This window comes from Kitasatospora sp. NPDC051914, assembly GCF_040680995.1.
GTDB lineage: Bacteria > Actinomycetota > Actinomycetes > Streptomycetales > Streptomycetaceae > Kitasatospora.
On the sequence record NZ_JBFAXX010000017.1, the window covers coordinates 1 to 25,152 of the forward strand.

The 25,152-nt window shown below is 74.3% G+C and carries 24 protein-coding genes; 5 read left to right on the plus strand and 19 right to left on the minus strand.

All coding sequences use genetic code 11. The features are described 5' to 3' along the window. Nucleotides 1-133: 133 nt before the first annotated feature. The 5 genes from ftsY to AB0M03_RS13450 form a co-directional block, all read right to left on the minus strand. Nucleotides 134-1,321, minus strand: a complete 1,188-nt coding sequence (gene ftsY, locus AB0M03_RS13430; protein WP_363491539.1) for a signal recognition particle-docking protein FtsY — start codon at nt 1,319-1,321, stop codon at nt 134-136. Between the two features lie 94 nt (nt 1,322-1,415). Next, nucleotides 1,416-5,000, minus strand: a complete 3,585-nt coding sequence (gene smc / locus AB0M03_RS13435; protein ID WP_363491540.1) for a chromosome segregation protein SMC — start codon at nt 4,998-5,000, stop codon at nt 1,416-1,418. Between the two features lie 229 nt (nt 5,001-5,229). Next, nucleotides 5,230-5,433 (minus strand): hypothetical protein, encoded by a 204-nt coding sequence (locus AB0M03_RS13440; RefSeq protein WP_095873024.1) that lies wholly within the window; start codon nt 5,431-5,433, stop codon nt 5,230-5,232. Nucleotides 5,434-5,831: 398 nt separating this feature from the next. Further along, complete coding sequence (locus AB0M03_RS13445) at nt 5,832-6,155, minus strand: acylphosphatase (protein ID WP_363491541.1); 324 nt, start codon at nt 6,153-6,155, stop codon at nt 5,832-5,834. 176 nt (nt 6,156-6,331) lie between these two features. Beyond that, nucleotides 6,332-6,826, minus strand: coding sequence for a helix-turn-helix domain-containing protein (locus tag AB0M03_RS13450; RefSeq protein WP_363491542.1), 495 nt, complete (start codon nt 6,824-6,826; stop codon nt 6,332-6,334). Nucleotides 6,827-6,887: 61 nt separating this feature from the next. On the opposite strand from AB0M03_RS13450, the gene AB0M03_RS13455 reads away from it, so the two are divergent. Then, entirely contained in the window at nt 6,888-8,264 is a 1,377-nt protein-coding gene (locus AB0M03_RS13455; protein WP_363491543.1) for an MFS transporter, read from the plus strand. A 40-nt stretch (nt 8,265-8,304) separates the two neighbouring features. Here the strand turns inward: AB0M03_RS13455 and AB0M03_RS13460 are convergent, their stop codons facing one another. Then, nucleotides 8,305-9,627: a hypothetical protein gene (locus tag AB0M03_RS13460; RefSeq protein ID WP_363491544.1), complete on the minus strand. Its 1,323-nt coding sequence runs from the start codon at nt 9,625-9,627 to the stop codon at nt 8,305-8,307. Nucleotides 9,628-9,813: 186 nt separating this feature from the next. On the opposite strand from AB0M03_RS13460, the gene AB0M03_RS13465 reads away from it, so the two are divergent. Then, a complete protein-coding gene (locus tag AB0M03_RS13465) occupies nt 9,814-10,734 on the plus strand; it encodes a hypothetical protein (RefSeq protein WP_363491637.1) in 921 nt (306 codons plus the stop codon). A 32-nt stretch (nt 10,735-10,766) separates the two neighbouring features. Here AB0M03_RS13465 and mutM read toward each other — a convergent pair whose 3' ends face one another. The 10 genes from mutM to AB0M03_RS13515 all read right to left on the minus strand — a co-directional run bounded on the left by mutM (nt 10,767) and on the right by AB0M03_RS13515 (nt 20,498). Continuing rightward, nucleotides 10,767-11,630 (minus strand): bifunctional DNA-formamidopyrimidine glycosylase/DNA-(apurinic or apyrimidinic site) lyase, encoded by an 864-nt coding sequence (gene mutM, locus AB0M03_RS13470; RefSeq protein WP_363491545.1) that lies wholly within the window; start codon nt 11,628-11,630, stop codon nt 10,767-10,769. Between the two features lie 10 nt (nt 11,631-11,640). Beyond that, a complete protein-coding gene (rnc, locus tag AB0M03_RS13475; protein WP_363491546.1) occupies nt 11,641-12,417 on the minus strand; it encodes a ribonuclease III in 777 nt (258 codons plus the stop codon). A 20-nt stretch (nt 12,418-12,437) separates the two neighbouring features. Further along, complete coding sequence (gene rpmF / locus AB0M03_RS13480; protein ID WP_035866499.1) at nt 12,438-12,611, minus strand: 50S ribosomal protein L32; 174 nt, start codon at nt 12,609-12,611, stop codon at nt 12,438-12,440. Nucleotides 12,612-12,613: 2 nt separating this feature from the next. Beyond that, nucleotides 12,614-13,258 (minus strand): DUF177 domain-containing protein, encoded by a 645-nt coding sequence (locus AB0M03_RS13485; protein ID WP_363491547.1) that lies wholly within the window; start codon nt 13,256-13,258, stop codon nt 12,614-12,616. Between the two features lie 169 nt (nt 13,259-13,427). Next, nucleotides 13,428-14,555, minus strand: a complete 1,128-nt coding sequence (locus AB0M03_RS13490) for an ATP synthase F0 subunit B (protein WP_363491548.1) — start codon at nt 14,553-14,555, stop codon at nt 13,428-13,430. A 182-nt stretch (nt 14,556-14,737) separates the two neighbouring features. Continuing rightward, nucleotides 14,738-15,223, minus strand: a complete 486-nt coding sequence (gene coaD, locus AB0M03_RS13495) for a pantetheine-phosphate adenylyltransferase (RefSeq protein ID WP_363491549.1) — start codon at nt 15,221-15,223, stop codon at nt 14,738-14,740. Nucleotides 15,224-15,253: 30 nt separating this feature from the next. Beyond that, on the minus strand, nt 15,254-15,838 hold the full coding sequence (gene rsmD / locus AB0M03_RS13500; RefSeq protein WP_363491550.1) for a 16S rRNA (guanine(966)-N(2))-methyltransferase RsmD: 585 nt from the start codon (nt 15,836-15,838) through the stop codon (nt 15,254-15,256). 129 nt (nt 15,839-15,967) lie between these two features. After that, a complete protein-coding gene (locus tag AB0M03_RS13505; RefSeq protein WP_363491551.1) occupies nt 15,968-16,480 on the minus strand; it encodes a hypothetical protein in 513 nt (170 codons plus the stop codon). A 110-nt stretch (nt 16,481-16,590) separates the two neighbouring features. After that, nucleotides 16,591-18,792: an ATP-dependent DNA helicase RecG gene (recG, locus tag AB0M03_RS13510; RefSeq protein ID WP_363491552.1), complete on the minus strand. Its 2,202-nt coding sequence runs from the start codon at nt 18,790-18,792 to the stop codon at nt 16,591-16,593. 38 nt (nt 18,793-18,830) lie between these two features. Next, nucleotides 18,831-20,498: a DAK2 domain-containing protein gene (locus AB0M03_RS13515; protein WP_363491553.1), complete on the minus strand. Its 1,668-nt coding sequence runs from the start codon at nt 20,496-20,498 to the stop codon at nt 18,831-18,833. Between the two features lie 325 nt (nt 20,499-20,823). Here AB0M03_RS13515 and rpmB point away from each other — a divergent pair, with 325 nt between their 5' ends. Next, nucleotides 20,824-21,009, plus strand: a complete 186-nt coding sequence (gene rpmB / locus AB0M03_RS13520; RefSeq protein ID WP_014138233.1) for a 50S ribosomal protein L28 — start codon at nt 20,824-20,826, stop codon at nt 21,007-21,009. 140 nt (nt 21,010-21,149) lie between these two features. Here the strand turns inward: rpmB and thiD are convergent, their stop codons facing one another. The 3 genes from thiD to AB0M03_RS13535 all read right to left on the minus strand — a co-directional run bounded on the left by thiD (nt 21,150) and on the right by AB0M03_RS13535 (nt 24,184). Continuing rightward, nucleotides 21,150-21,983 (minus strand): bifunctional hydroxymethylpyrimidine kinase/phosphomethylpyrimidine kinase, encoded by an 834-nt coding sequence (thiD, locus tag AB0M03_RS13525; protein WP_363491554.1) that lies wholly within the window; start codon nt 21,981-21,983, stop codon nt 21,150-21,152. Nucleotides 21,984-22,007: 24 nt separating this feature from the next. Further along, a complete protein-coding gene (locus AB0M03_RS13530; RefSeq protein WP_363491555.1) occupies nt 22,008-23,033 on the minus strand; it encodes an ATP-dependent 6-phosphofructokinase in 1,026 nt (341 codons plus the stop codon). Between the two features lie 182 nt (nt 23,034-23,215). After that, nucleotides 23,216-24,184 carry a thiamine-phosphate kinase gene (locus AB0M03_RS13535; RefSeq protein WP_363491556.1) on the minus strand — a complete coding sequence of 323 codons (969 nt, stop codon included), beginning with the start codon at nt 24,182-24,184 and terminating at the stop codon, nt 23,216-23,218. A gap of 158 nt (nt 24,185-24,342) precedes the next feature. On the opposite strand from AB0M03_RS13535, the gene AB0M03_RS13540 reads away from it, so the two are divergent. Further along, nucleotides 24,343-24,576 (plus strand): Lrp/AsnC ligand binding domain-containing protein, encoded by a 234-nt coding sequence (locus AB0M03_RS13540; RefSeq protein WP_363491557.1) that lies wholly within the window; start codon nt 24,343-24,345, stop codon nt 24,574-24,576. A 19-nt stretch (nt 24,577-24,595) separates the two neighbouring features. Beyond that, nucleotides 24,596-25,099: a DUF3515 domain-containing protein gene (locus tag AB0M03_RS13545; protein WP_363491558.1), complete on the plus strand. Its 504-nt coding sequence runs from the start codon at nt 24,596-24,598 to the stop codon at nt 25,097-25,099. Nucleotides 25,100-25,152: the final 53 nt, after the last annotated feature.

The following is a 25,152-nucleotide window of genomic DNA, read 5'->3' on the forward strand; positions in this document are numbered from 1 at the left end:
CCGCCCCGCCGCGGGGCGGCGGTCCGGCCCGGGGGCGCGCCCCCCCGGGGCGGGCCCCGGGGGGGGGGCCCCCCCCGCGGGGGGGGGGGCGGCCCCCCCGCCGCCGTGCTGCCGGATCGGCCGGTGGTGCCGTTCAGTCGCCGATGAGGGCGTCCACGAAGGCGGCCGGCTCGAAGGGTGCGAGGTCGTCCGCGCCCTCGCCGAGGCCGATCAGCTTGACCGGCACGCCGAGTTCGCGCTGGACGGAGACGACGATGCCGCCCTTGGCGGTGCCGTCCAGCTTGGTCAGCACGATGCCGGTGATGTCGACGACCTCGGCGAAGACACGGGCCTGGACGAGGCCGTTCTGGCCGGTGGTGGCGTCGAGGACGAGCAGCACCTCGTCGACCGGGCCGTGCTTCTCGACGACCCGCTTGACCTTGCCGAGCTCGTCCATCAGGCCGGTCTTGGTGTGCAGCCGGCCGGCGGTGTCGACGAGGACGGTGTCGACGCCCTCGGCGATGCCCTCCTTGACGGCGTCGAACGCGACCGAGGCCGGGTCGCCGCCCTCGGGGCCGCGGACGGTGTACGCGCCGACCCGCTCGCCCCAGGTCTGCAGCTGGTCGGCGGCGGCGGCACGGAAGGTGTCGGCGGCGCCGAGCACCACCCGGCGGCCGTCGGCGACGAGCACGCGGGCGAGCTTGCCGGTGGTGGTGGTCTTGCCGACGCCGTTGACGCCGACCACCAGGACGACCGCGGGGCCCTCCTCGTGCTTGGTGGAGCGGACGGTGCGGTCGGCGTCCGGGCCGATCAGCTTCACGAGTTCCTCGTGCAGCAGGCCGCGGAGCTCGTCGGGGGTGCGGGTGCCGAGCACCTTCACCCGGGTGCGGAGGCTGTCGACGAGCTCCTGGGTGGCGGCGACGCCGACGTCCGCGACGAGCAGGGTCTCCTCGATCTCCTCCCAGGTGTCCTCGTCGAGGCGGTCCCGGGAGAGGAGGGTGAGCAGGCCCTTGCCGATCGAGTTCTGCGAACGGGAGAGCCGGGAGCGCAGCCGGACGAGCCGGCCGGCGGTGGGTTCGGGCACCTCGACCGCCGGCGGGGCCGCGGCCTCCGCCGGGGCCTGCTCCTCTGCTTCGGGGAGCGGCACCTCCTCGATGGTCTGGACGGGCGCCTCGGTGGGCGGGGCGGCCTCCTCGCCGACCTGCGGCTCGCGGGGCGGCGTGATGACGGGTGCCTCGGGCTTGGGAGGCAGCGGCTTGCGTCGTCTGCCGGTGACGACGAGACCCGCGATCGCGCCGACGGCGACCACGGCGATGATTACGGCAAGGATCACGTATTCCATAACCCCCCCAGTATCGGCGACGCCCCCGCGCGGCCGGGAGTAGCAGGACGGCGTGGCTCGCGCACCGTGCGTGCCCGCCGGGCGGGGCGGCGGGTCACCCGGCCGGGGCGGGGGTGCGCTTCTCCTTGTGCTCCTCGCGCAGCCGCTGGCTGATCACCTGGGAGATGCCGTCGCCCTTCATGGTGACGCCGTAGAGGGCGTCGGCGGACTCCATGGTGAGCTTCTGGTGGGTGATGACGATCAGCTGGGAGCTCTCCCGGAGCTCCTCCATGATCGCGATCAGCCGGCGCAGGTTGGTCTCGTCGAGGGCCGCCTCGACCTCGTCCATCACGTAGAAGGGGCTCGGCCGGGCCTTGAAGATGGAGACCAGCAGGGCGACGGCGGTGAGCGAGCGCTCGCCGCCGGAGAGCAGCGAGAGCCGCTTGACCTTCTTGCCGGGCGGGCGGGCCTCGACCTCGACGCCGGTGGTCAGCATGGACTCGGGGTCGGTGAGCACCAGGCGCCCCTCGCCGCCGGGGAAGAGCCGGGAGAAGACGCCTTCGAACTGGGCGGCGGTGTCCGCGAAGGCTGCGCTGAAGAGCTGCTCGACCCTGGCGTCGACGTCGCGGACGATGTCCATGAGGTCGCGCCGGCTCTTCTTGAGGTCGTCGAGCTGCTCGCCGAGGAAGCGGTGCCGCTCCTCCAGTGCGGCGAACTCCTCCAGTGCCAGCGGGTTGACCTTGCCGAGCTGCTGATAGGCGCGCTCGGCGGCCTTGAGCCGCTTCTCCTGCTCGGCCCGGTCGTACGGGCGGGGTTCGCCGGGCTCCTGGCCCTCCTCGGGCAGCGGCGGCGGGACGGGCTGGTCGGGGCCGTAGCCGTCGAGCAGCTCCTGGCCGCCGATGCCGAACTCCTCCAGTACGCGGGCCTCCAACTGTTCGATGCGCAGCCGCTTCTCGGCGCGCAGCACCTCGTCGCGGTGGCCGGCGTCGACCAGCTTGTCGAGTTCGGCCTTGAGTTCGCGGCCGTGTTCGCGGGCGGTGCGGAGCTCGGCCTCGCGGCCGGTGCGGTCCTGCTCGACGGCGGTGCGTTCGGTGTCCGCGGCGGTGAGCGAGGTGTCGACGGCGGCGAGGAGGTACCGGGCGCCCTCGGCGACGGCGGTGGCCACCTCTGCCTCGTGGCGGGCGCGTTCGCGGCGGCGGGCGGCGCGGGCGCGGGCCTCGCGTTCGGCGGCGGCGGTCCGGTCGAGCTGGTCGGCGCGGCCGGTCAGCGAACGGACGCGCTCCTCGTGGGTGCGGACGGCGAGTCTGGCCTCCGTCTCGGCGGCCCGGGCGGCGGTGCCGGCGGCGGCGAGGCGGTCGCGTTCGGCGGTGTTGGGCTCGTCCTCGGCGGCGGCGTCGATCTCCTCGGCGGCCTCGAGCCGGGCGGCGAGTTCCTCGGCGGCGAGTTCGGCCTCGGCGAGGCCCTGTTCGGCGCGGTCGGCGGCGGCGGTGAGGCGTTCGGCCTCGTCGACGGCGGCCCTGGCCTGTCCGGCGGACCGGCCGAGTGCGCCGGCGAGTTGGGCGCGCTCCTTCTCGGCGCTGCGCCGGGCGGCGGCCAACTGCTCCTGGTTCTGGGCGAGTTCCCGGCGGAGTTCGGAGGCGGCGGCCAGCTTTTCGGCCAGCTCTTCGCAGTGGGCGTCGAGTTCGTCGATGCGCCGGGCGGCCTCGGCGACCTGGGCCCGGGTCTCCAGCAGGCTGGGTGCGCCGGCCGCGCCGCCCTGGGCCCACCTGCCGCTGAGCAGGTCGCCGTCGGCGGTGACGGCGGTGAGCCCGGGGTGCCGGTCGAGGAGCCGGCGGGCGGCGGCGAGGTCGGGGACGACGGCGGTGCCGGCGAGCAGGCCGTCGACGGCGGGCCGCAGTCCGGCGGGGGCTTCGACGAGGTCGGCCGCCCAGTGGTGGCCGTCGGGGAGCCGGTGGCGTTCGCCGCCGGTGGTGGCCGGGGCGCCGGCGAGGAGGAGGGCGGCGCGGCCGGCGTCCTGCTTGCGGAGCAGTTGCAGGGCCTCGGCGGCGGTGTCCGGGCCGTCGACGGCGACGGCTCCGGCGGCCGGGCCGAGGGCGGCGGCGATCGCGGTCTCGTGGCCCGGGCGGACGGTGAGGAGTTCGGCGGCGGCGCCGAGGACCCCGTCGGGCCGGTCGGCGGCGGTGAGCAGGGTGCCGCTGCCGTCCTTGCGGCGCAGGCCGAGCGAGAGCGCCTCGTGGCGGGCGGTGAGGCCGGCGCGTTCGCGTTCGGCGGCCGCGGCGATGTCCCGGGCGGCGGCGAGGACGCGCTCGGCGTCCGCGAGGTCGGCGCGGGCCCGGTCGAGGGCGTGTTCCTGCTCGTCGTCGGCGGCTTGCAGGCCGTCGGTCTCGTCCTTGAGCCGCTGGTACTCCTGCTGGGCGGCCTCGGCCCGCTGCCGGGCGTCGGCGGCGGCCTCGGCGAGCCGGCCGATCTCGGCGCGGGCGGCGGCGGCCCGGGAGCGGGCGGCGGCGGCCTGCCCCTGGAGCCGGGCGAGGCCCTCGCGGCGGTCGGCGATGGCGCGGGCGGCGCTCTTGAGCGCGGCTTCCTCGGCGGCGAGCGACCTTTCGAGTTCGCCGCGGGTCTCGACGGCCTCGGCGAGCGCGCACTGCGCCTCTTCCAGGGCCTCGGCGAGGGCGGCCTCCTCCTCCCGGATGCGGGCGGCCTCGGCGGCGAGCTCCTCCGGGTCGCGTCCGCGCCGTTCCTCGGCCCCGGCGCCGGAGTGGGCGTGCCGGACGCGCGCTTCGGCGAGCCCGATGGTGCCGCGGGTGCGCTCGGCGAGGGCGGAGAGCCGGTACCAGGTCTGCCGGACGGCCTCCAGGCGCGGCCCGAGCTGCTCGACCTGCGCCTCCAGGACGGCCTCCCGCTGGAGGGCGGCGGCGAGCTGCTGTTCGACGGTGGTGCGGCGCAGCTTGAGGGCGAGCTCGTCGGCGATCTCGGCCTCGACGGCGCGGCGCAGGGCGAGCAGGTCGTCGGCGAGCAGGCGGAGCCGGGCGTCGCGGAGTTCGGCCTGGATGCCGGCGGCGCGGCGGGCGATCCTGGCCTGCCGGCCGAGCGGGCCGAGCCGGCGGCGGAGTTCGCCGACGAGGTCCTGGACGCGGTTGAGGTTGCCCTGCATCGCGTCCAGTTTCCGCAGCGCCTTCTCCTTGCGCTTGCGGTGCTTGAGGACGCCGGCGGCCTCCTCGATGAAGGCGCGGCGGCCCATCGGGTCGGCCTGGAGGACGGAGTCCAGGCGGCCCTGGCCGACGATGACGTGCATCTCGCGGCCGATGCCGGAATCGGAGAGCAGCTCCTGGATGTCGAGGAGCCGGCAGACGGTGCCGTTGAGCGCGTACTCGCTGCCGCCGTTGCGGAACATCGTCCGCGTGATGGTGACTTCCGAGTAGTCGATGGGCAGGGCGCCGTCGGTGTTGTCGATGGTGAGGCTGACCTCGGCGCGGCCGAGCGGGGCGCGGCCGCCCGCGCCGGCGAAGATGACGTCCTCCATCTTGCCGCCGCGCAGCGACTTGGCACCCTGCTCGCCCATCACCCAGGAGAGGGCGTCGACGACGTTCGACTTGCCGGAGCCGTTCGGTCCGACCACGCAGGTGATGCCCGGTTCGAAGCGCAGCGTGGTGGCCGACGCGAAGGACTTGAACCCGCGCAGCGTCAGACTCTTCAGGTGCACCCGTCCGACCTCCTCGCCAGCGTTCGGCGCTGTGCTGGCGACTTTATCCGGCCCGGTGCGGGCCGGGACGTCAGGAGGCGGTTTGACCGCGTTGCGGCATGGGCAGCATTCGCGCGGGGAGGGCACCGGATACGACGAAGGGACGCCACACCGGACGTCCCTTGCAGGCTGCGATCCCTTTCGGGAAGCTCAGCGCACCGACGGCGTCGATCGATCCGACCGGGGAGGATCAGGTGAGCGCAGGCTCCCGGTGATCCATGTCGATGCTGGTGAGCAGCGAGTGCTCGTCAGCGACAGCGGCGAGAGCGTCGTTCTCCGTCTGGAGCCGGAGAAGTTCGGCCTCCAGGTCCTGAACACGCTGCTGCAGCCGTCGCATCTCGGAGAGCATTCGCGGGTCGGGGCCGCCGACGTACCCGAGAAGCGCCTTTGCCATGATGTATGGTCCTCCACGCTGAGTGACCGAACCGTTTTGCGGTACTGGTCTAGGGGGAAGGGGTGCGCACTCCTCGTCGACCCGAGGTGCTGGCTGGGCACTCCAGGGCGGCCGCAGTGAGCTGGGCACACGACGGCTCGACCCTGCCGGGTAAACGCGGACTGGTGCGCGGGCTTCCAGCGTCTCACCAAAGACGGTACGGGTCAACACGATCACCGCACGCTACCGCACCCCTCTCACCTGCATGGCGGGACGGTCACACCACGGGGCGGGGCGGGCCACCGGATCCGGTGGATCACTGCTGGTGCGGAGTCAACCACGAGTCTGCCCGGATGGCAACCGGATGACACCGGCAGTTGCCGGAGGGTCTCTCCACTCCTCCGGCAACTGCCGGGTACCTAGCGGATCGCGAATCCGTCGTACCCGTCCCCGGTCGCGGTCCATATCTCGGTGACCCCGCTGACCTGGCCCGGAGTGTCCGGGCCGCGCAGCAGGCCGAGAAGTTCCTCGCAGTCGGCGTGCAGTCCTTCGGCCACGACCTGTACGCGCCCGTCGCCGAGGTTGCTCGCGTACCCGGTCAGCCCGATCTCCAGGGCGCGGGCCCTGGTCCACCACCGGAAGCCGACCTCCTGCACCCGGCCGCGGACCCAGGCGGTGACCCGGACCGGCCGGACGCCGTCGTGCCCCAGCGTGTGGTGGCCGTAGCTGTCGTGACCGCGCATGGCTCGACCATAGTGCGCCCCCGCACGGCCGGGTGCGAAGGGGTTTCACCGCACGTGCACGGCACCTTTGCGCACCGGCGGTGCCGTTCACCGGGCCGCCGCGGACCGACTGCCGCCGGGCCCGGACGCGGGGTGGGCGCGGGTGGGCGCGGTGCCGGCGGACCGGGCGGGCGGTTTCACCCGGTCGGCCCCTGCCGGTCCCACCCGGGCGTGTTGATCTGCAGGCCCACGTCGTGGCGGCCGGCCGGCTCGCCGCAGGTGCGGCAGATCCAGGCGGCGTCCAGCGAGTGCTCGGGGCTGCCGGCCGGGGCGTGCCGGAGGGTCACCGGCGGTTCGGGCAGCAGCCAGCGGTCGCCCCAGGCGAGCAGGGCCTGGGTGAGCGGCGCGAGGTCCCGGCCGGCCTCGGTGAGGTGGTACTCGTACCGCGGCGGCCGCTCCTGGTAGAGCCGCCGCTCGACCACGCCGGCCTCCTCCAGGGCGCGCAGCCGGGCGGTGAGCCGGTCGCGCGGGGCACCGGTGTTCTCCACCAGCCGCTCGAAGCGGTGGTTCCCGTAGAAGAGCTCGCGGACGGCGAGCAGGGCCCACTTCTCGCCGACGACGGAGAGCGCGGCGGCGATCGAGCAGGGGCGGCCGGGGAGTGCGGGGAGCGGGGGCGGTGCGTGCGCGGTCACCCGCCCCAGGGTGCCACAGCGGGTTGCGTTTCCAAACCCACACGGTCTAGCGTGACCGGCCATGCAGAAAGTTGGAAAATCAAATTCACTGGTGCTGCCGGTGGTCGCCGCCGCGGTCTTCGTCTCCAACCTGGACCTGTTCGTCGTCAACGTGGCCGTCCCCGCCATGACCGAGCACTTCGCCGGCGCCGGCCTCGCCGAGCTCTCCTGGGTGCTCAACGGCTACGCGATCGTCTTCGCCGCCCTGTTGGTGCCCGCCGGGCGCATGGCCGACCGGATCGGCCACCGCACCGGCTTCCTCGCCGGACTCGCCGGGTTCACCGCCGCCTCCGCACTCTGCGCCCTCGCCCCCGGCGTCGGCCTGCTGGTCGGCGCCCGGCTGTTGCAGGCCGCCACGGCGGCCCTCCTCATGCCGACCTCGCTCGCCCTGCTGCTGGCCGCCACCGAACCCGAACGCCGCCCCGCCGCCGTCCGCGGCTGGGCCTCCATCGGCGGCATCGCGGCCGGCCTCGGCCCCGTCCTCGGCGGCCTGCTGGTCGAGGCCGACTGGCGCTGGGTCTTCCTGGTGAACCTGCCCGTCGGCGCACTCGCCCTCGCCGTCGGCGCACGGGTCCTCCCCCGCCCGCGGGCCACTGGGGCAGGCCCCCTCCCCGACCTCGCCGGCGCCGTCCTGCTCACCGCGGCGATCGGCGCACTCGCCCTCGGGCTGGTCAGGGCCGAGGCCTGGGGCTGGACGTCCGCCCGCACCCTCGGCAGCCTGCTCGCCGCAGCCCTGCTCACCGCCCTCTTCCTCGCCCGCTCCGCCCGCCACCGGGCACCCGTCGTCGACCTGCCGATGCTGCGGGTACCGGTCTTCGCCGCCGCCAACGCGGCCGCCCTGCTGTTCACCGTCGCCTTCTCCGGCATGCTGCTCACCGCCGTGCTCTGGTGCCAGCAGGTCTGGGGCTACTCCGCACTGCGCACCGGACTCGCCATCTCCCCCGGCCCGCTGCTGGTGCCGCCGGTCGCCCTCGCCACCGGGCCGCTGCTGCGGCGGTTCGGCCAGGGTGCGGTGGCCTGCACCGGCACCCTGGTCTTCGCCGCGGGCGTCGCCTGGTGGGCCGTCGCCGTCGGCACCGCACCCGGATACGCCCAGGGGCTGCTGCCCGGCATGCTGCTCACCGGCCTCGGCGTGGGGCTCGCCCTGCCCACCCTGGTCGGCGCGGCCGCCGCAGCCCTGCCGCCGGACCGGTTCGCCACCGGATCGGCCGTCACCACCATGGCCCGCCAGATCGGCGCCGTGATCGGCGTCGCCGTGGTCGTCCCGCTGCTCGGCAGCCCGCACTCCGCAGCCGCCGCACTGGACGCCTTCCGGCACGGCTGGACGGCGGTGGCCGCTGCGGCCCTGCTCGCCTCCGGGGCCGCCCTGCTCCTCTCCGCAGCCCAACGGCGCACCTGAAAATGCGGGCGAGCCCCCAGGGTCGGCCCGGCGGGTCGGGTCAGAAGCCGCCGCCGAAGTCGCCCCCGCCACCGAAGTCGCCTCCGCCGCCGAAGTCCCCGCCGCCGCCGAAGCCGCCGAAGTCGTTCTGGTCGAAGTCGGCGCCGGAGTACTCCCCGCCGCCGGGGCCGGCCTCACCGCCGGCCGCCCAGGCGCTGCCGGGCGAGGCGAGCACCGAGCCCATCAGCGTGCCGGCCACCAGCCCGGGCAGCAGCCCGGAGCCGTAGTAGCCGCCGGCCCACGGGCTGTAGGCCGGGCCCGCGTTCCAGTACGGCTTGCGCCCGTACGCGGTCGGCACCGTCCGCACGTCCGGGTCCTGTCCGTCCCTGAGCCGCGCCGCGTCCTGCGCGCAGACCGGGACACTGCGCAGTGCCCCGCCGGCCGGCGCCCAGTCGGCGTCCTCGCTGGACGGGCCGTGCCGCGGGTCGAAGAAGCACGGCGGACGGCGCTCCGGCAGCGGTCGCCCCTCCCGCCGCGCCGCGAGCACCGCCAGCGAGAACCGGCCCTCCTCCAGCGCCTCGGTCACCGGCCGGACGTCCTGCGGCCCGGTGGCCGCGTCCATGGTCAGCTTGGCCTTCTCGTAGGCGTCGAGGGCCCGCGCGTAGTCGTCCCGCTGGTCGTCGTCGGCGTCGGGTGCGCCCGGGGTGAAGTTCAGCCGGTCGAGCTCCTCGCCGAAGGCGGTGATGTCCTCGTCCACGACGGTGCGCAGCTGCGCCAGCTCGGCGCGGGCCTGCTCCTCCTTGCGCCGCTTCGCCCGGCGGAGGAGCAGGAACGCCCCGGCGCCGACCAGTGCCAGCAGGGCGAGCGGGACGGCGATCGCGGCCGCGCTCACCCCGCCGGAGGCCACGCCGTGGCCGCGGGTCTGCGGGGCGGCCTGGTCGACGAAGTCGTTGAGGGCCGCGTTGATGTCGCCCGGGTGGGCGCGGAAGGCGGCGTCGGCGATCCGGTCGGCGGAGGCGGGCGGCAGGGCCCGGCGGTCGGAGAACGCCTTGAACTGGTCGCCGCGCCAGATCGCGTACACGCCGACGATGCCGACCTCGGTGCGCAGGTCCCGGGCGACGGTGGCCGCCGGGTAGTCGTCGTTGGCGGGGACGACGGCGACGAAGATCGGCTTGTCCGCATCGGCGATCTTCTCGGTGAGGTCGACGGCCTGCGCCTCGGAGAAGCGGTCGGTCATCGAGGGGTCGACGTAGACCTGGCCCTGTTTGAGGGCGGCGGCCGCGTCGGACACCCCGGCCGCGGTGGCCGCCGGGGCGAAGAGCAGCAGCATCCCGGTCAGCAGCGCGGTGAGCACGAGGACCGGGCGACGCAGAACGGTTCCCATGTAATCGACGCTACCGCCAGGACGGCCCCGAACCCCTCCTGCAGTCGCACCGGAATCCCGCCGCCGTGCTCCCCCGGTCGGATTCCCACCCCGCCGACCGGCCGGAATACCCCCCGGTGTGACCGGCGGGCCGCTCCGACCCGGCATAGTGGTGCACTGCCAGCCCCACCCATGATCGGAGCCCCTGTGTTCATCGGTCTCGTCACCGCCGTCGCGGCCTCCGCCTGCTACGGCACCGGCTCCGTCCTGCAGGCGGTCGGCGCCCGCCGCTCGGCGCGCGAGGAGGCCGCCCGCTCCGAGGGCGGGGTCACGCTGACCGAGCACGGCGGGCCGAGCCTGGCGTCGACCGCGAAGGCGGCGGTGACCTGGGAGTTCATCCTCGGCACGGTGCTGGACTTCATCGGCTTCGGACTGGGTGCGCTGGCCGCCCGGCTGCTGCCGCTGTTCCTGTCGCAGACGGTCATCAGCGCCAACCTGGTGATCACCGCGCTGCTCAGCATCAAGCTGCTGGGGCTGCGGCTGAAGCAGCTGGAGTGGGTGTCGATCGGCGTGCTGTGCGGCGCGCTGGTGATGCTGGCGGTGGCCGCCGGACCGGAGGGCGACCACGTGGTCGACCGGGCGGTGCACTGGTGGCTGCTCGGTGCGACGACGGTGCTGATCGCGGGCGGCAGCCTGCTGGTGCGGCGGATGGGCCGCAGCGGGGCGATCGTCGCGGGCCTGCTGTCCGGCCTCGGGTTCGGTGCGCTGGGCATCGGCGTGCGCATCCTGGACGGCGTCGACCCGTTCGACCTCACGGCGCTGGTGTCCGACCCGGCGCTGTACACCATCCTGATCGGCGGCATCGGCGGGATGTACCTGCACACGGTGGCACTGCAGGTCGGCTCGGTGAACGGGGCGACCGCCGCGCTGGTGGTCGGCGAGACGGTGGTGCCGGGCGCGGTGGGCGTGCTGTGGCTCGGCGACACCTCGCGCGCGGGCCTGGGCTGGCTGGCCGGACTGGGCTTCGTACTGGCGGTGGTGAGCGCCGTGGGTGTCGCCTGGTTCGGCGAGGACGAGGGTGCCCTGCACGGTGTGGAGCCCAAGCAGCCCCAACTCGCCGAGCACTGAGCCCTGAGTGGTGGCCGTTCTCCCGCCGGGGCCTACCGCTGGCGGGGCACCGGCTGGCAGCGGGGGCAGTAGTAGCTGGAGCGGTTCATCCAGGCGGCGCGGCGGATCGGCGTGCCGCAGCGGTGGCAGGGTGCGCCCTCGCGGCCGTAGGCGTCGAGGTCCCGGGCGAAGTAGCCGCTCTCGCCGTTCACGTTGACGTAGAGGCTGTCGAAGGTGGTGCCGCCGACGGCGAGCGCCGCGTTCATCACGTCCCGGGCGTGGCCGAGGAGTTCGGCGGCGCGGGGCCGGGTGATGCCGGCGGTGGGCCGGTCGTAGTGCAGCCTGGCGCGCCACAGCGACTCGTCGGCGTAGATGTTGCCGACGCCGCTGATCAACGTCTGGTCGAGCAGGGCGCGCTTGACGGTCGTCCGCCGGGCCCGCAGTGCGGCGACGAAGGCGGCGTCGTCGAAGCGTGCGTCGAGCGGGTCGCGGGCGATGTGGGCGAGCGAGACGGGGGTGGCTTCGAGGTCGCCGTCCTCGGCCTCCTCGACGGCGAGGCCGCCGAAGGTCCGCTGGTCGACGAAGCGCAGTTCGCGGCCGCCGTCGGTGAAGCGGAACCGCACCCGCAGGTGGGTCTCGTCGGGGGCGGCCGGGTCCTGGACGAGCAGCTGCCCGCTCATGCCGAGGTGGCCGACCATCGAGTGGCCGGTGCCCGCCAGCGGCACCCAGAGGTACTTGCCGCGGCGGTGGGCCTCGCCGAAGGTGGTGCCCGCGAGCCGGACGGCGAAGTCCTCGCCGCCCGCGGTGTGCCGGCGGACCGCGCGCGGGTGCAGGACCTGGACCTCGGCGACGGTGCGGCCCGCCGTCCAGCGGGCCAGTCCTCGGCGGACGACCTCGACCTCGGGGAGCTCGGGCATGCGGGCCGCCTCAGTCGGTGGAGTCGGGCGTGCTCTCGGCGTACTTGGCCTTGATGGCCCGCCAGGCGCTCTCGGCGGCCTTCTGCTCGGCCTCCTTCTTCGAGCGGCCGCTGCCGTGCCCGTAGTCCTGGCCGGCGACGCGGGCGGCGGCGTCGAAGGTCTTCTCGTGGTCCGGGCCGGACTCGGCGACCACGTACTCCGGCACGCCGATGCCGACGGCCGCGGTGAGCTCCTGGAGGCTGGTCTTCCAGTCCAGGCCGGCGCCGAGCTGCGAGGACTCCTCGATCAGCGGGTCGAACAGCCGGTGGACGAACTCGGTGGCGGCGTCCAGGCCGCGGTCGAGGTAGATGGCGCCGATCACGGCCTCGACGGTGTCGGCGAGGATCGACGACTTGTCGCGGCCGCCGGTGCCCTCCTCACCCTTGCCGAGGCGGATGAAGGTACCGAGCTCCAGGCCGCGGCCGACCTCGGCGAGCGCGCGGGAGTTGACCACCGCGGCGCGGAGTTTGGCGAGCGTGCCCTCGGCGACCTCCGGGTGGAGGCGGTAGAGGGTGTCGGTCACCACCAGGCCCAGCACCGAGTCGCCGAGGAACTCGAGGCGCTCGTTGGTGGGCAGCCCGCCGTTCTCGTACGCGTACGAGCGGTGGGTGAGGGCGCGTACCAGAAGGGCGCGCTCGAGTTCGTACCCGAGGCGCCCTTCCAGGACGTCGTATTCGGTCGAGGCCGGCCCGCCGCCCTTGCCCCCGTTCGCAGGAGCCGACTTGCGGGAGGAGTTGCCGTCCGACATCGATCCGTGCACCCCGCCGATCAGACCGAGAGGACCTGGCGACGGTTGTACGTGCCGCAGCTCGGGCACGCGATGTGCGCGAGCTTCGGCTCGTGGCAGCGGTCGCACGCGACGAGCGCGGGCACGACGGCCTTCCAGTTGGACCGGCGGTGGCGCGTGTTGCTGCGCGACATCTTCCGCTTCGGAACAGCCACGGCTACTTCTCCTGGTTCTCGGCGAGACCCTCACGGGTGTCGCTGTTCTTGTTCTCGTCACCCTCGTCGCCGGGGGCGGCGGAGAGTCCCTGCAGAGCCGCCCACCGAGGGTCGACGGCGTCGTGGTGGTGGTCCGGGTCGTCGCTCAGGCGTGCCCCGCACTCGGAGCACAGGCCCAGGCAGTCTTCCTGGCACACCGGCTGCAGCGGCAGTGCGAGCACCACCGCGTCACGCAGCACCGGCCGGAGGTCGAAGAAGTCGCCCTCCAGACGGTAAGTCTCGTCCTCGGATTCCTCGTCGAGGTCCTCGGCCCCGGCCGTCCGGGCGCGGTGGCGCTCGTCGGACTCCGGGTAGTAGTAGAGCTCCTGGAAGTCGACCTCCAGGTCGTCCTCCAGCGGCTCCAGGCAGCGCACGCACTCGCCTTCGACGTGCGCCTCGGCGGTGCCGGTGACCAGCACGCCCTCGACGACCGACTCCAGGCGGAGCTCCAGCGCGATCCCGCTGTTCTCCGGCACCCCGATGACGTCCGCGACGCCGAAGCCCTCGGGGGCCTCCAGGGTCCGCGACACCTTGCGCATCGAGCCGGGGCGACGGCCGAGCTCGTGCGTGTCGAACACGAGCGGGTCGCGGTGGTCGAGGCGGTTCAAGGTGTCCTGACTTCCTGAGGCGGCACGCATCCCTGCGTGGCGCGAATCCTTCATTCGGTGTGCGTGGCCCGTACGCGGGCACGCAACGAGGCCGGTGCGAACAGGCCGGAGTGGTCAGACTACCGGAGAGTCGGGCCAGGCCCAAAGTCGGTGCCCGACCCGCCTCCGGTCAGCGGCCGCCGAGCTCCCGCAGCCTGCTCATGTCGATCATGCTGGTGTCGAAGAAGCTCGTCTCGTCCAGCCCGGCCTGCTGCTGGTGCGGCATCGGGGCCTGCTGCTGCTGGTAGCCGTACTGGCCGTACGGGTCCGCCTGGTAGGCCTGCTGCTGGTAGTAGCCGTCCGCCATGCCCTGCTGCTCCTGGTAGGCCGCGGCGGGCTGCTGGTAGCCGTACTGGCCGCCGTACGGGTCGGCCTGGCCGCCCGTCGCGGGGTCGTAGCCGCCGTACGCGTCGGCGTACTGCGGGGCGCCCTGGCCGGCGTACGGGTCCTCGCCCGGGGCCTGCCAGCCGGCCGCGGCGGGGGTCTGGTCCGGCCAGGCCTGCTGCTGCGGCACCTCCTCGCGGTACCAGGGCTGCTCCTCGCCCTCGGCGGAGAAGCCGGCGGCGAACGCCTCGGCCCGGTCCTTCAGCTGCTGGGCCTCGTCGGCGGCGGCCAGGTAGGCGCCGAGCTCGTCGATCGGCTTCTTGCCGAGCAGCTTGTCGCGGCCCTTGCCGACCGCCTCCAGGGTGGCACCGAGCACCGCCTCCAGGGTGGCCAGCTTGGCGTCGACGTACTCGTCGGCCTCCGGGCTCGGGCTGACCCGCGGCTCGAACTCCTCGCCGTCCTCGCCCGCCTCGCCCTCCGGCTCGTAGACGCCCGTGCCGCGCAGCTTCTGCCGGCCGCGGCCGACCGCGCCGAGCGTCTTGGTCAGCACGACCTCGAAGTTGGCGAGCTTGGAGTCGACGTAGTCGTCGGCCTCCGCGCGCTTGGCCTCCACCTCGGCACGGGCCTCGGCCAGGATGCGGTCGGCCTCGGCCTGGGCGCGCATCACGACCTCGGTGTCGGAGATCAGCGAGCCGCGCTCGTCGTGCGCCCCGCGGATGATCTCCTCGGCCTGCGCCTGCGCGTCCGCCACCATCTGCTGGTGGTCGGCGACCACCGACTGGGCCTGGGCGAGCTCGGCGGGCAGCGCGGCCTTCAGGTCGCGGAGCATGCCGACCAGGTCGGCCCGGTTGACCACGCACGACGCCGACATCGGCATCGCGCGGGCGTTCTCCACCGACGCGACGATCTCGTCCAGTTGCTGCTGCACGTCCACGGGCGATTCTGTCTTTCCGTGTGCCGCCAAGGGCTCTGGCGGAGGCAGGCCCCGTGGCACAACGACGCCGCGGGGCGGGAGTACAGACTGTACGGCCACAGGGGGCACCGCTCACAACATCCGGCGCAGCGGGCCGCGCGGGCGGGCCGCCGCGCCGTGACGCTGCGCCGGGAATGTCCGTTTCAGCCGCGGCGCTCGGCGATCCGCTCGACCAGCCGGCCGTGTACCACCGCCGGCAGCAGGTGCGAGACGTCGCCGCCGAGCGAGGCGACCTCCTTGACCAGGGTCGAGGAGAGGAAGCTGTACGTCGGCGAGGTCGGCACGAAGAGCGTCTCCACGCCGGTGAGCCCGTGGTTCATCTGGGCCATCTGCAGCTCGTAGTCGAAGTCGCTGACCGCGCGCAGGCCCTTGATGATGGCCGGGATGTCGCGGTCCCGGCAGAAGTCGACCAGCAGACCGGTGTGCGACTCGACCTTCACGTTGCCCAGCTTGGCGGTGGTCTCCTCGATGAGCGCGATGCGCTCCTCGATGGTGAACATGCCCTGCTTGTTCTTGTTGATCAGAACGGCGACATGCACCACGTCGTACAGCTTGGAAGCCCGCTCGATGATGTCGAGGTGTCCGTTGGTGATGGGGTCGAAGGACCCAGGACAGACGGCGCGGCGCATGTCGTGTGCTCCCTTGTGGGGTAACCGGTGCTACGAGTGTCGATCGGCCTCGTCGGCGGCGCGACCGTACCAGAGGGTGCCCTCGCCGTACCTGCGCGAGCGCAGCGCTTCGAAGCCCTCCGGCCAGCCGAACTCTCCGCCGCGGGTGCTGCGTTCCACGGTGACGAGAACGTCCTCCGCGATCCAGCCCCCGGCACGGAGTGTGATCAGCATCTCCCGCAGCTCCTCGTCCGCCACGGCGTACGGCGGGTCCAGGAACACCAGGTCGTACGGGACCGCCGGGGCGGGCCCGGCGATCACCCGCTCGGCGCGGTCGGCGCGCACCTCGGCGCCCGGCAGGCCGAGGCTGCGCACGTTCTCCCGGATGGTGCGCGCCGCGCTCGCGTCCGACTCCACCAGCAGGACGTGCTCCGCCCCGCGGGACAGCGCCTCCAGGCCGACCGCGCCCGAGCCGCCGAACAGGTCGAGCATCCGCGCCCCGTGCACGGTGCCGCGCAGCGCCTCCAGCGTGGAGAACATCGCCTCCCGCGCCTTGTCCGAGGTGGGGCGGGTGGTGCGGCCGGGTGGTACGGCCAGCCGGCGGCCGCCGGCGGCGCCGGCGATGACGCGGGTCATGGGGTGCGCGGTCCTCTCGTGCCTGGTGCTGCGGGAGCCCGCACCGGCGGGGCGGCGGGGCTCCCCCATTCAAGCGCGCCGCACGGCCCGCCGCGTCATCCGGCCCGCTCCGGCATCCGGCCCGCTGCGTCACTCGGCCGGGGCGGCCGCCCCGAGCAGCGCCGGCGAGGCGAACCGGGACCAGGACAGGCAGCCGTCCGGCGGGCAGTACTCCGGGCGGCGCGGGTCGTGGCCGAGCTCGCGCAGCTTGGTGCGGACCGAGTCCGGGGTGCGGCCGTAGCGGGCGGCGATCCGGGCGATCGTCTCGCCGTCGTGGAAGCGGCGGACGAGCTCCTCCTCGTGCTGCGGCACCCAGGGGGCGCCGTGGCCGGGGTACAGCTCGCGCAGCACGTCACGGTCGGGGATGGGCTCGGAGACGTCGGCGACGATCGCGAGCGCGCGCAGCGCCCGGTTGAGCGCGATCCGCAGGCTGGCGACGTCCTCCACCGGCAGCCGGAGCCGGCCGGAGGCGAGCGGGGAGGCGGCCGCCCCCTCGCGCCAGCCGTTCAGGGTGAGGGTGACCTCGCGGTCGTCCTCGCTCGCGAGCTCGATCCGGAAGACCTTGTCGCCGAGCGGAAGCTCGTTGAGATGACGGAATGCCATGGAGAACCCCCAAGTGTCGCGCCGGAAAGGCACGTTGGGAACGCGCCCGGACACCTCCATCCTCCCTCCGGGCACTGACAGTCCGGGGCCGTCCGGGCCCGGGGCGCTTCTCAGCCCTTTTCGAGGTACTCGGCGCGGTCCTCGTCGAGGAGGCTCTCCAGGGCGGTGCGGAGGTCGGGGTGGGCGGCCAGGTCGGGGTCGGCGGCGACCAGGCGGGCGGCCTCCTCGCGGGCGGTGGCGATGACCTCCTCGTCCTCCAGGACGCTGAGCACCTTGAGCGAGGACTTCACTCCGGACTGCGCCTGGCCGAGCACGTCGCCCTCCCGGCGCTGCTCCAGGTCGATCCGGGAGAGCTCGAAGCCGTCCAGGGTGCCGGCCACCGCGTCGAGCCGGGCGCGGGCGGCGCTGGCCGCCGGCATGTCGCTGACGAGCAGGCACAGCCCTGCCGCGCTGCCGCGGCCCACCCGGCCGCGCAGCTGGTGCAGCTGCGAGACGCCGAAGCGGTCGGCGTCCATGATGACCATCACGGTGGAGTTGGGGACGTTGACGCCGACCTCGATCACGGTGGTGGCGACCAGGACGTCCACCTGCCCGGCCGCGAACCGCTTCATCACGTCGTCCTTGGCCTCCGGCGCGAGCCGGCCGTGCAGGATCTCGATCCGCAGCCCGGCGAGCGGGCCCTTCGCGAGCATCTCGGCCGTCTCGACGACGGACAGCGGCGGCCGCCGGTCGTCGCTCCCGGCGCCGACGTCCTCCAGGTCCTCCTCGGCGGACTTCCGCTTCTTGCGGGGCTCCTCGGGCTCGTCGCCGATCCGCGGGCAGACCACGTACGCCTGGTGGCCCTTGCCGACCTCCTCGCGCAGCCGCTCCCAGGTGCGGGCCAGGAAGTTGGGCTTCTCCAGCGCGGGGACGACGTGCGTGGAGATCGGCGAGCGGCCGGCCGGGAGCTGGTCGAGGACGGAGGTCTCCAGGTCGCCGAAGACCGTCATCGCGACGGTGCGCGGGATCGGCGTCGCCGTCATCACCAGCAGGTGCGGCGGGCGTTCGCCCTTGGCCCGCAGCGCGTCGCGCTGTTCGACGCCGAAGCGGTGCTGCTCGTCGACGACGACCAGGCCGAGGTCCTGGAACTGCACCTTGTCCTCGATGAGGGCGTGCGTGCCGATGGTGATGCCGGCGTCGCCGCAGGCCATGTCGAGCATCACCTGGCGGCGGGCGGGTGCGCCCATCGAGCCGGTGAGCAGCACGACCTTGGTGCCGAGGTCGGAGCCGCCGAGCATGCCGCCCTCGGCGAGGTCGCCCATCATCTCGACGATCGAGCGGTGGTGCTGCTGGGCGAGCACCTCGGTGGGAGCGAGCAGCACGGCCTGGCCGCCGGCGTCGACCACGGCGAGCATGGCGCGCAGCGCGACGAGGGTCTTGCCGGAGCCGACCTCGCCCTGGAGCAGCCGGTGCATGGGGTGCTCGCTCGCGAGGTCGGTGAAGATCTCGGCGCAGACGGTGTGCTGGCCGTCGGTCAGTTCGAAGGGCAGCCGGGCGTCGAAGGCGTCCAGGGCGCCGCCGGGGCTGCGGTGCCGGGCAGTGGCGGGCAGCGCCGAGTCGGCGGCACGGCGGCGGGCGAGGGCGACCTGGAGGACGAAGGCCTCGTCCCAGCGGAGGCGGTCCTGGGCGCGTTCGCGGTCGGCCTGGGTGCGCGGGCGGTGGATGAGTTCGAGCGCCTCGGGCAGCGGGATCAGCCCGTGCTTGGTGCGCAGTTCGGCGGGCAGCGGCTCGCCGACGTCGGCGAGGTGCTTGTCGAGGGCGACCTCGATGCACTTGACCAGCTTCCAGCTGGGCATCTGGGCGCTGGCCGGGTAGACCGGGATGAGCCGGCCGGCGAAGGCCCTGGCCGCGCCGGAGTCGGCGTCCTCGTCGAGCAGTTGGTAGTCGGGCGAGGCGAGCTGGCGGGTGCGGTTGAACAGCCCGACCTTGCCGGCGAACAGGCCCTGGGCGCCGGTGCGTAGCTCCTTCTGCCGCCAGCCCTGGTTGAAGAAGACCAGGGTGAGCCGGCTGCGCCCGTCGGTGACGATCACTTCCAGGCGGTCGCCCTTGCGGCCGCGGAAGGGGATCAGGGTGACCTTCTCGATCCGGGCGAGGACGGTGACGTGCTCGTCCACCTCGAGTTCGTCGAGGCTGGTGAGCTGACCGCGCTCGACGTACCGGCGCGGGTAGTGGTGCAGCAGGTCGCCGACCGTGCGCAGCTTGAGGGAGTCGGCGAGGACCTTGGCGGTGCGGTCGCCGACCAGCTTGGTCAGTGGTTCATCGAGAGCGCCCATCACGCCCTATTGGACACCACGGGGGCGACAGAGCGGGCTCACTCCACCCCGATGAGCAGCAGGGCGGCCTCCTGGCCGCCCTGGTAGACGACGGTGTCGACCTCGGGCCGCTGCCGCCGGGCGTGGGCGACGAGGTCCTCGGCGAGGTGCCCGGGGGCGTCGGCGCCGAGGACGAGGGTGACGAGTTCGCCGCCGGCGGCGAGCATCCGGTCGAGCAGGACGGCGGCGGTCCCGGCGGTGTCGTGCCCGATGACGGCGACGTCGCCGTCGATCAGGCCGAGCACGTCGCCGGCCTGGCAGACGCCCGCCATCGTCCAGGACTCCCCCTCGGCGACGGCGAGTTCGGCGTGCCGGGTGGCGCCGGCGGCGGAGGTCATGGCGACCACGTCCTCGTCGAAGCGGCGGCCGGCGTCGTGGACGGCGAGCGCGGCGAGCCCCTGGACGGGGGACCTGGTGGGCAGGACGGCGATCCGCAGGCCCTCCTCGCGCAACTGGTCGGCGGCGGCACCCGCGGCGGCGCGCAGCTCGGGGTCGTTGAGCAGGACGATCACCTCGCGGGCGGCGCAGCGGCGGACGGCGTCGGCGAGTTCGGCGCTGACCGGGGGCCGGTCCGGGTCGGCGTGGAGCACGGCGGAGCCGGCCTGCTCGCAGAGATCGGCGAGGCCGTGTCCGCTGACGACGCTGAGCACGGCGCGGGTGGGTGCGGAGGCCTCGGAACCGCCGCCGGCCGCGCCGGCCCGGGCGGCGGCCTCGGCGAAGTGGGTGATCCGGATGCGGTAGGGCCGGCCGGCCTCCACGCCGGCCTCGACGGCCGCGCCTGCGTCGTCGACGTGCACGTGGACGTTCCACAGGCCGTCGCCGCCGCCGATCACCAGTGAGTCGCCGAGGGCGGCGAGCCGGGTGCGCAGGGCCGGCAGCGCCTCGTCGCCGGCCTCCAGCAGGTAGATCACCTCGAAGGCGGGGTGGCCGGGCAGCCGGGCGTGGCCCTCGCAGTCGTCGTGGTGGGCGGGGACGGGCAGGACGGTCTCGTGGCGCAGCGCCATCGGGCCCATCGGGGTGTGGCCGAGGACGGTGTCGGCGAGTGCGCCGAGGACGGCGACCAGGCCGCGGCCGCCGGCGTCGACCACGCCGGCCTCGGCGAGGACGTCGAGCTGCTCGGGGGTGTGCTGGAGGGCGGTGCGGGCGGCGGTGCAGGCGGTGCGGGCGGTGTCGGCGAGGGTGCCGTCCTGGGCGGCGGCGGCCCGGGCGGCCTCGGCGGCGACGGTCAGCAGGGTGCCCTCGACCGGGTCGGCGACGGCCTGGTAGGCGGCTTCGGCGGCGCGCGGCAGGGCGCGGCGCAGGGCCGCGGCGTCGCCGCCGTCGGCCAGGCCCTCGGCGAGGCCGCGGAACCACTGGGCGAGGATCACGCCGGAGTTCCCGCGGGCGCCGATCAGGGCGCCGCGGGCCATGGCGGCGGTGACCGGGCCGAGGCCGTCGCCGGCCGCCTCCCCGCGGGCCGTGGCGCCGGCTGCGGGGCCGGCCGGGGTGCCGGCGGCCTCGGCGGCCTCGACGGCGGCCTCGACGGTCAGGTAGAGGTTGGTTCCGGTGTCGCCGTCCGGGACGGGGTAGACGTTGAGCGCGTCGATCTCCTCCCGGGCCTGGCCGAGGGCGGTCAGCGCCAGGCGGCACCAGGTGCGGACGGCCGTGGCGTCGAGCGTGTCCAGCACCAGGTCTCCTCCGGGTGAACGCCACGGGAACGCGCACCGGCGCGCGGGCGGCCGGACGCGGTGGCTGTGGGGCGATGCTCGCAGGTTATCGGGGCGGGCCGGAGCCGTCGCGGCCGGGAGCGTCCGGCGGGCCCCGCGGCCTCCGACGCGATCACCGGTTCCGACATGGTAGTTTCGTAGCTCGGGAGCAGCCGTTGTATGCTCTCCCGGTTGCCTGGAACAACCCGGGCTCACCCCTTGATCCGATTCGCTCCACGTGCGTGGTGCCGGTCAGTTCAGCCGGGGTTTTCGAACGTACCTGATCTGAAGTCTTGGAGTGACTCCTGTGGCTGCCAACTGCGACGTCTGCGGCAAGGGGCCGGGCTTCGGCAACAGCATCTCCCACTCGCACCGCCGTACCCCCCGTCGTTGGAACCCCAACATCCAGACGGTGCGCGCTGTGATTGGGCGGACGCCGAAGCGGCTCAACGTCTGCACCTCGTGCATCAAGGCCGGTAAGGTCTCGCGCTGACGCGCAGACCGGTACGCCGGTCCTCCGGACAGCCGATCCACCCTCGGGTGGGTCGGCTTTCCTGCTTTTCGCCGCGCGGCGGCACCGGTCCCCGGATGCGGGGGGCCGTCGGCGGCGGCCCCCCGCGTCGTGGGGCGGGCTCAGCCCCGGGTGCGCCAGGCGTGGTCGACCGGACCGATGCCGGCGCCCAGGGCGAAGCCGGCCGCGATGGCACCGGTGACGTACTCCTTGGCGGCGCCCACGGCCTCCTCCACGGTGCGGCCCTTGGCGAGCTCGGCGGCGACCGCGCTGGCCAGCGTGCAGCCGGTGCCGTGGGTGTGCCGGTTGTCGTGGCGCGGCGCCCGGTACCAGTGGCGCTCGCCGTCGGCGCCGGCCAGCAGGTCGACGGCGTCCCCGGCGAGGTGGCCGCCCTTGATCAGCGCCCAGCGCGGGCCGAGGGCCAGGACGGCCTCGGCGGCGGCGGGCAGGTCCTTCTCCTCCTCGACGACCACGCCGGTGAGCTGCGCCACCTCGTGCAGGTTGGGCGTGGCGACGGTGGCGACCGGCAGCAGCAGTTCCCGGACGGTGGCGACCGCCTCGGCGGCGAGCAGCGCGTCGCCGTGCTTGGAGACGCCGACCGGGTCGACCACGACCGGGGCGTCGACGCCGGCCAGCAGCTCGGAGACGGTGGCGACGAGTTCGACCGAGGCGAGCATGCCGGTCTTCACGGCCTGCACGCCGATGTCGTCGACCACGCTGCGGAACTGGGCCCGGACGGCCTCCGCCGGCAGCTCCCAGTAGCCCTGCACACCGAGCGAGTTCTGTGCCGTGACGGCGGTGATGACGCTCATGCCGTGCACGCCGAGGGCGAGCATCGCCTTGAGGTCGGCCTGGATGCCGGCGCCGCCGCCGCTGTCCGAGCCGGCGACCGTGAGGACGCGGGGCGGTGCGGCGGAGCCTGCGGCGGGCGTGTGGGACGGAGCAGTCGAAGCCATGTCCGCCAACCTACCGGGGCCGGCTCAGAGCACGGCCTCCGACTCCAGCCAGCGGTCCTGCGGGACGGTCTTCAGTTCGCGCACGCCGTCGGCGATCGGCACCAGTTCGACATCGGTGCCGCGCAGTGCGGTGAAGTGCCCGAAGGCGCCCTTGTGGACGGCCTCGACGGCGTGCCAGCCGAACCGGGTGGCCAGGGTGCGGTCCCGTGCGGTGGGGGTGCCGCCGCGCTGGGTGTGGCCGAGGATGACCGGCCGGGCCTCGGTGCCGAGGATGCCCTCCAGCTCCCGGGCGAGCCGGTTGCCGATGCCGCCGAAGGTCTGGTGGCCGTACTGGTCGAGGCCGCCGTGGTCGAAGCGGAGCGTGCCGGGAGCCGGCCTGGCGCCCTCGGCGACCGCGATGATGGCGAACTTCTTGCCGCGCCGGAACCGCTCCTCGACCATCCGGGCCACCGCCTCGATGTCGAAGGGCTTCTCCGGGATGAGGATGCCGTGCGCGCCGCCGGCCATGCCCGCGGTGAGCGTGATCCAGCCGGTGTGCCGTCCCATCAGCTCGACCACCATCACCCGCTGGTGCGACTCGGCGGTGGTCTTCAGCCGGTCGATCGCCTCGGTGGCGACGTGCACCGCGGTGTCGAAGCCGAAGGTGACGTCGGTGGCGTCGATGTCGTTGTCGATGGTCTTGGGCACGCCGACGACCGGCAGCCCGGCGTCGCTGAACATCCGGGCGGCGGTGAGCGTGCCCTCCCCGCCGATCGTGACGAGGGCGTCCATGCCGAGCGCGTCGGCGAGATCCCGGCACTCCTGCACGGCCCGGTCGATCCGCTCCCGGTGCACCCGCGCCGAGCCGAGGACGGTGCCGCCGAGGGTGAGCAGGCCGGTCACGTCGTCGTGCGAGACGATCCGCGCCCGCCCCTCGATCAGACCCAGGAAGCCGTCCTCGATGCCGAGGATCTCGTCACCGTGCACATCGGTGCCGCGGTGGACGATCGAGCGGATGACCGCGTTGAGGCCGGGGCAGTCGCCGCCGCTGGTGAGGACGCCGATACGCATGGTGGCCTGGTCTCCCTGGGGCGGGCGGGCCCCGAGTCGGTACGGTCCGGGCCGGTCGGCACCGGGCGGCCGGGCCGGACGGACCACCGCCCCGGCACCACGGCAAGACTACGCGCTGCAACCGCCTCGAAGGCCCCACCGCGCCCGGACCGGACCCGGACCGACCGGGTCACCCGTACCGGTCACTCCGCGGCGAAGTGGTCCCAGCCGCCGACCCGTTCCCAGGGCGCGCCGTCGACGGTGACCCGGCCGCCGCGGCCGGGGCGGGCGGTGCGCGCCACCTCGCCGACCACCCGCCAGCGGGCGGGCAGCTGCACGCTCTTCGGGAAGGTCGCCACGATCGCGTGGTCCTCGCCGCCGGAGAGCACCCACAGCAGCGGGTCCACGCCGACCGCCTGCCCGATGTCGGCCATCTGCGCGGGGACGTCGAAGTCGGCGGCCCGCAGGTCGATGTCGACGCCGCTGGCGGCCGCCACGTGACCGAGGTCGGCGACCAGCCCGTCGCTGACGTCGACCATGGAGGTGGCGCCGAGGTCGGCGGCGGCCGGGCCGGCGTGGTACGGCGGCTCGGGGCGCCGGTGCGCCTCGACGAAGGCCCGCGGCGAACGGAAGCCGCGCTGCAGCACCGTCAGCCCGGCGGCGGACCAGCCCAGCCAGCCGGTGACCGCGACCACGTCGCCGACCTGGGCGCCGGAGCGCAGCACCGGCTTGCGGCCCTGCAGGTCGCCGAGGGCGGTGATGGCCAGGGTGACCGCGTCGCCGCGCACCACGTCGCCGCCGACCACGGCGGCGCCGGCGACCTGGCACTCGTCGCGCAGCCCGTCCATCAGCTCGGTCGCCCAGGTGGCGGGCAGGTCGGCCGGGGCGACGAAGCCCAGCAGGATGGCGGTCGGGACGGCCCCCATGGCGGCCACGTCGGCGAGGTTCTGCGCCGCGGACTTGCGGCCCACGTCGTAGGCGGTGGACCAGTCCCGGCGGAAGTGCCGACCCTCGATCAGCACGTCGGTGGTGGCCACCACGCGTCCGTCGGGGGCCTTCACCACCGCGGCGTCGTCCCCCGGGCCGAGGTCGACGGCCGGTGTCGGCGCCAGCCGGGCGGTGAGCTCCCTGATGAGTCCGAACTCGCCGAGCTCGCCCACGGTCCCCTGCATCTGCCGTCCTCTCAAGTCATTCGAGCGATGGTCGCGCGCCCCCGCGCGCAGCGTACGCCCTCCGGCCGTGCAGAAGTCTCCCCTCCCCGGGGAGGGGCGCGGTAGCGTGGTGATCAGACTGCCGGCCAGCCCACCCCCCAGCCGCCTGGAGGTCTCCCGTGGTACAGGCGTACATCCTGATCCAGACCGAGGTGGGCAAGGCCACCGCGGTCGCCGAGTCCATTGCGAAGATCCAAGGCGTCGTCCAGGCCGAGGACGTCACCGGCCCCTACGACGTGATCGTGCGGGCCGAGGCCGACTCCATCGACGACCTGGGCCGGCTGGTGGTCGCCCAGGTGCAGCAGATCGAGGGCATCACGCGCACGCTGACCTGTCCGGTGGTCCGACTGTAGGCACGGCTACGATCGGCGGGTGGCTTCCTCCCGTCGGCTCGCAATGATGCCCGCCCCCGTCCGCTGGCTCGCCCCGCCCGCGGCGCTGCTGGGGTGCGTCCTGCTGCTCGCCGGCAGCGGCGGCGGTGACGAGATCGCGCCGCCGGTGCCGCAGGCCGCCGTGGCGCGGTACTGCGACGCCCTCGACCGGGCGCTCCCGGCGTCCGTCCAGGGCCACGACCGCCGGGACCCGTCGCCCGCCTCGCCGTACACCGCCGCCTGGGCGAGCTCGCCGCGGACGGTGCTGCGCTGCGGCATCGAGCGCCCCGCGTACCTCGACGACGACCCGCTGAAGAACTCCCCCGAGGTCAACGGGGTGCAGTGGGGCTTCTCGCAGGACGGCGAGGGCGGGTACCGCTTCGTGACCACGCTGCGCAAGGCGTACGTGGAGGTGCTGGTGCCCGCGGGCGCCTACCCGAACTACGCCGACCCGATCCCGGCGATCTCCGACGCGGTGAAGGCGACCGTCCCCGAAGGCCTCTGAGGGAAACCGCAGGGGCGCGGAGAACACGTGGTTCTCCGCGCCCCTCGGCAATC

Bases quoted from the DNA above. Each gene is read 5' to 3' on its own strand.
- ftsY (WP_363491539.1), bottom strand. From the start codon at position 1,321: ATGGAATACGTGATCCTTGCCGTAATCATCGCCGTGGTCGCCGTCGGC.
- AB0M03_RS13440 (WP_095873024.1), bottom strand. From the start codon at position 5,433: ATGGCAAAGGCGCTTCTCGGGTACGTCGGCGGCCCCGACCCGCGAATG.
- AB0M03_RS13445 (WP_363491541.1), bottom strand. From the start codon at position 6,155: ATGCGCGGTCACGACAGCTACGGCCACCACACGCTGGGGCACGACGGC.
- AB0M03_RS13455 (WP_363491543.1), top strand. From the start codon at position 6,888: ATGCAGAAAGTTGGAAAATCAAATTCACTGGTGCTGCCGGTGGTCGCC.
- AB0M03_RS13460 (WP_363491544.1), bottom strand. From the start codon at position 9,627: ATGGGAACCGTTCTGCGTCGCCCGGTCCTCGTGCTCACCGCGCTGCTG.
- mutM (WP_363491545.1), bottom strand. From the start codon at position 11,630: ATGCCCGAGCTCCCCGAGGTCGAGGTCGTCCGCCGAGGACTGGCCCGC.
- rnc (WP_363491546.1), bottom strand. From the start codon at position 12,417: ATGTCGGACGGCAACTCCTCCCGCAAGTCGGCTCCTGCGAACGGGGGC.
- coaD (WP_363491549.1), bottom strand. From the start codon at position 15,223: ATGCGCCGCGCCGTCTGTCCTGGGTCCTTCGACCCCATCACCAACGGA.
- rsmD (WP_363491550.1), bottom strand. From the start codon at position 15,838: ATGACCCGCGTCATCGCCGGCGCCGCCGGCGGCCGCCGGCTGGCCGTA.
- AB0M03_RS13505 (WP_363491551.1), bottom strand. From the start codon at position 16,480: ATGGCATTCCGTCATCTCAACGAGCTTCCGCTCGGCGACAAGGTCTTC.
- recG (WP_363491552.1), bottom strand. From the start codon at position 18,792: ATGGGCGCTCTCGATGAACCACTGACCAAGCTGGTCGGCGACCGCACC.
- thiD (WP_363491554.1), bottom strand. From the start codon at position 21,983: ATGGCTTCGACTGCTCCGTCCCACACGCCCGCCGCAGGCTCCGCCGCA.
- AB0M03_RS13530 (WP_363491555.1), bottom strand. From the start codon at position 23,033: ATGCGTATCGGCGTCCTCACCAGCGGCGGCGACTGCCCCGGCCTCAAC.
- AB0M03_RS13535 (WP_363491556.1), bottom strand. From the start codon at position 24,184: ATGCAGGGGACCGTGGGCGAGCTCGGCGAGTTCGGACTCATCAGGGAG.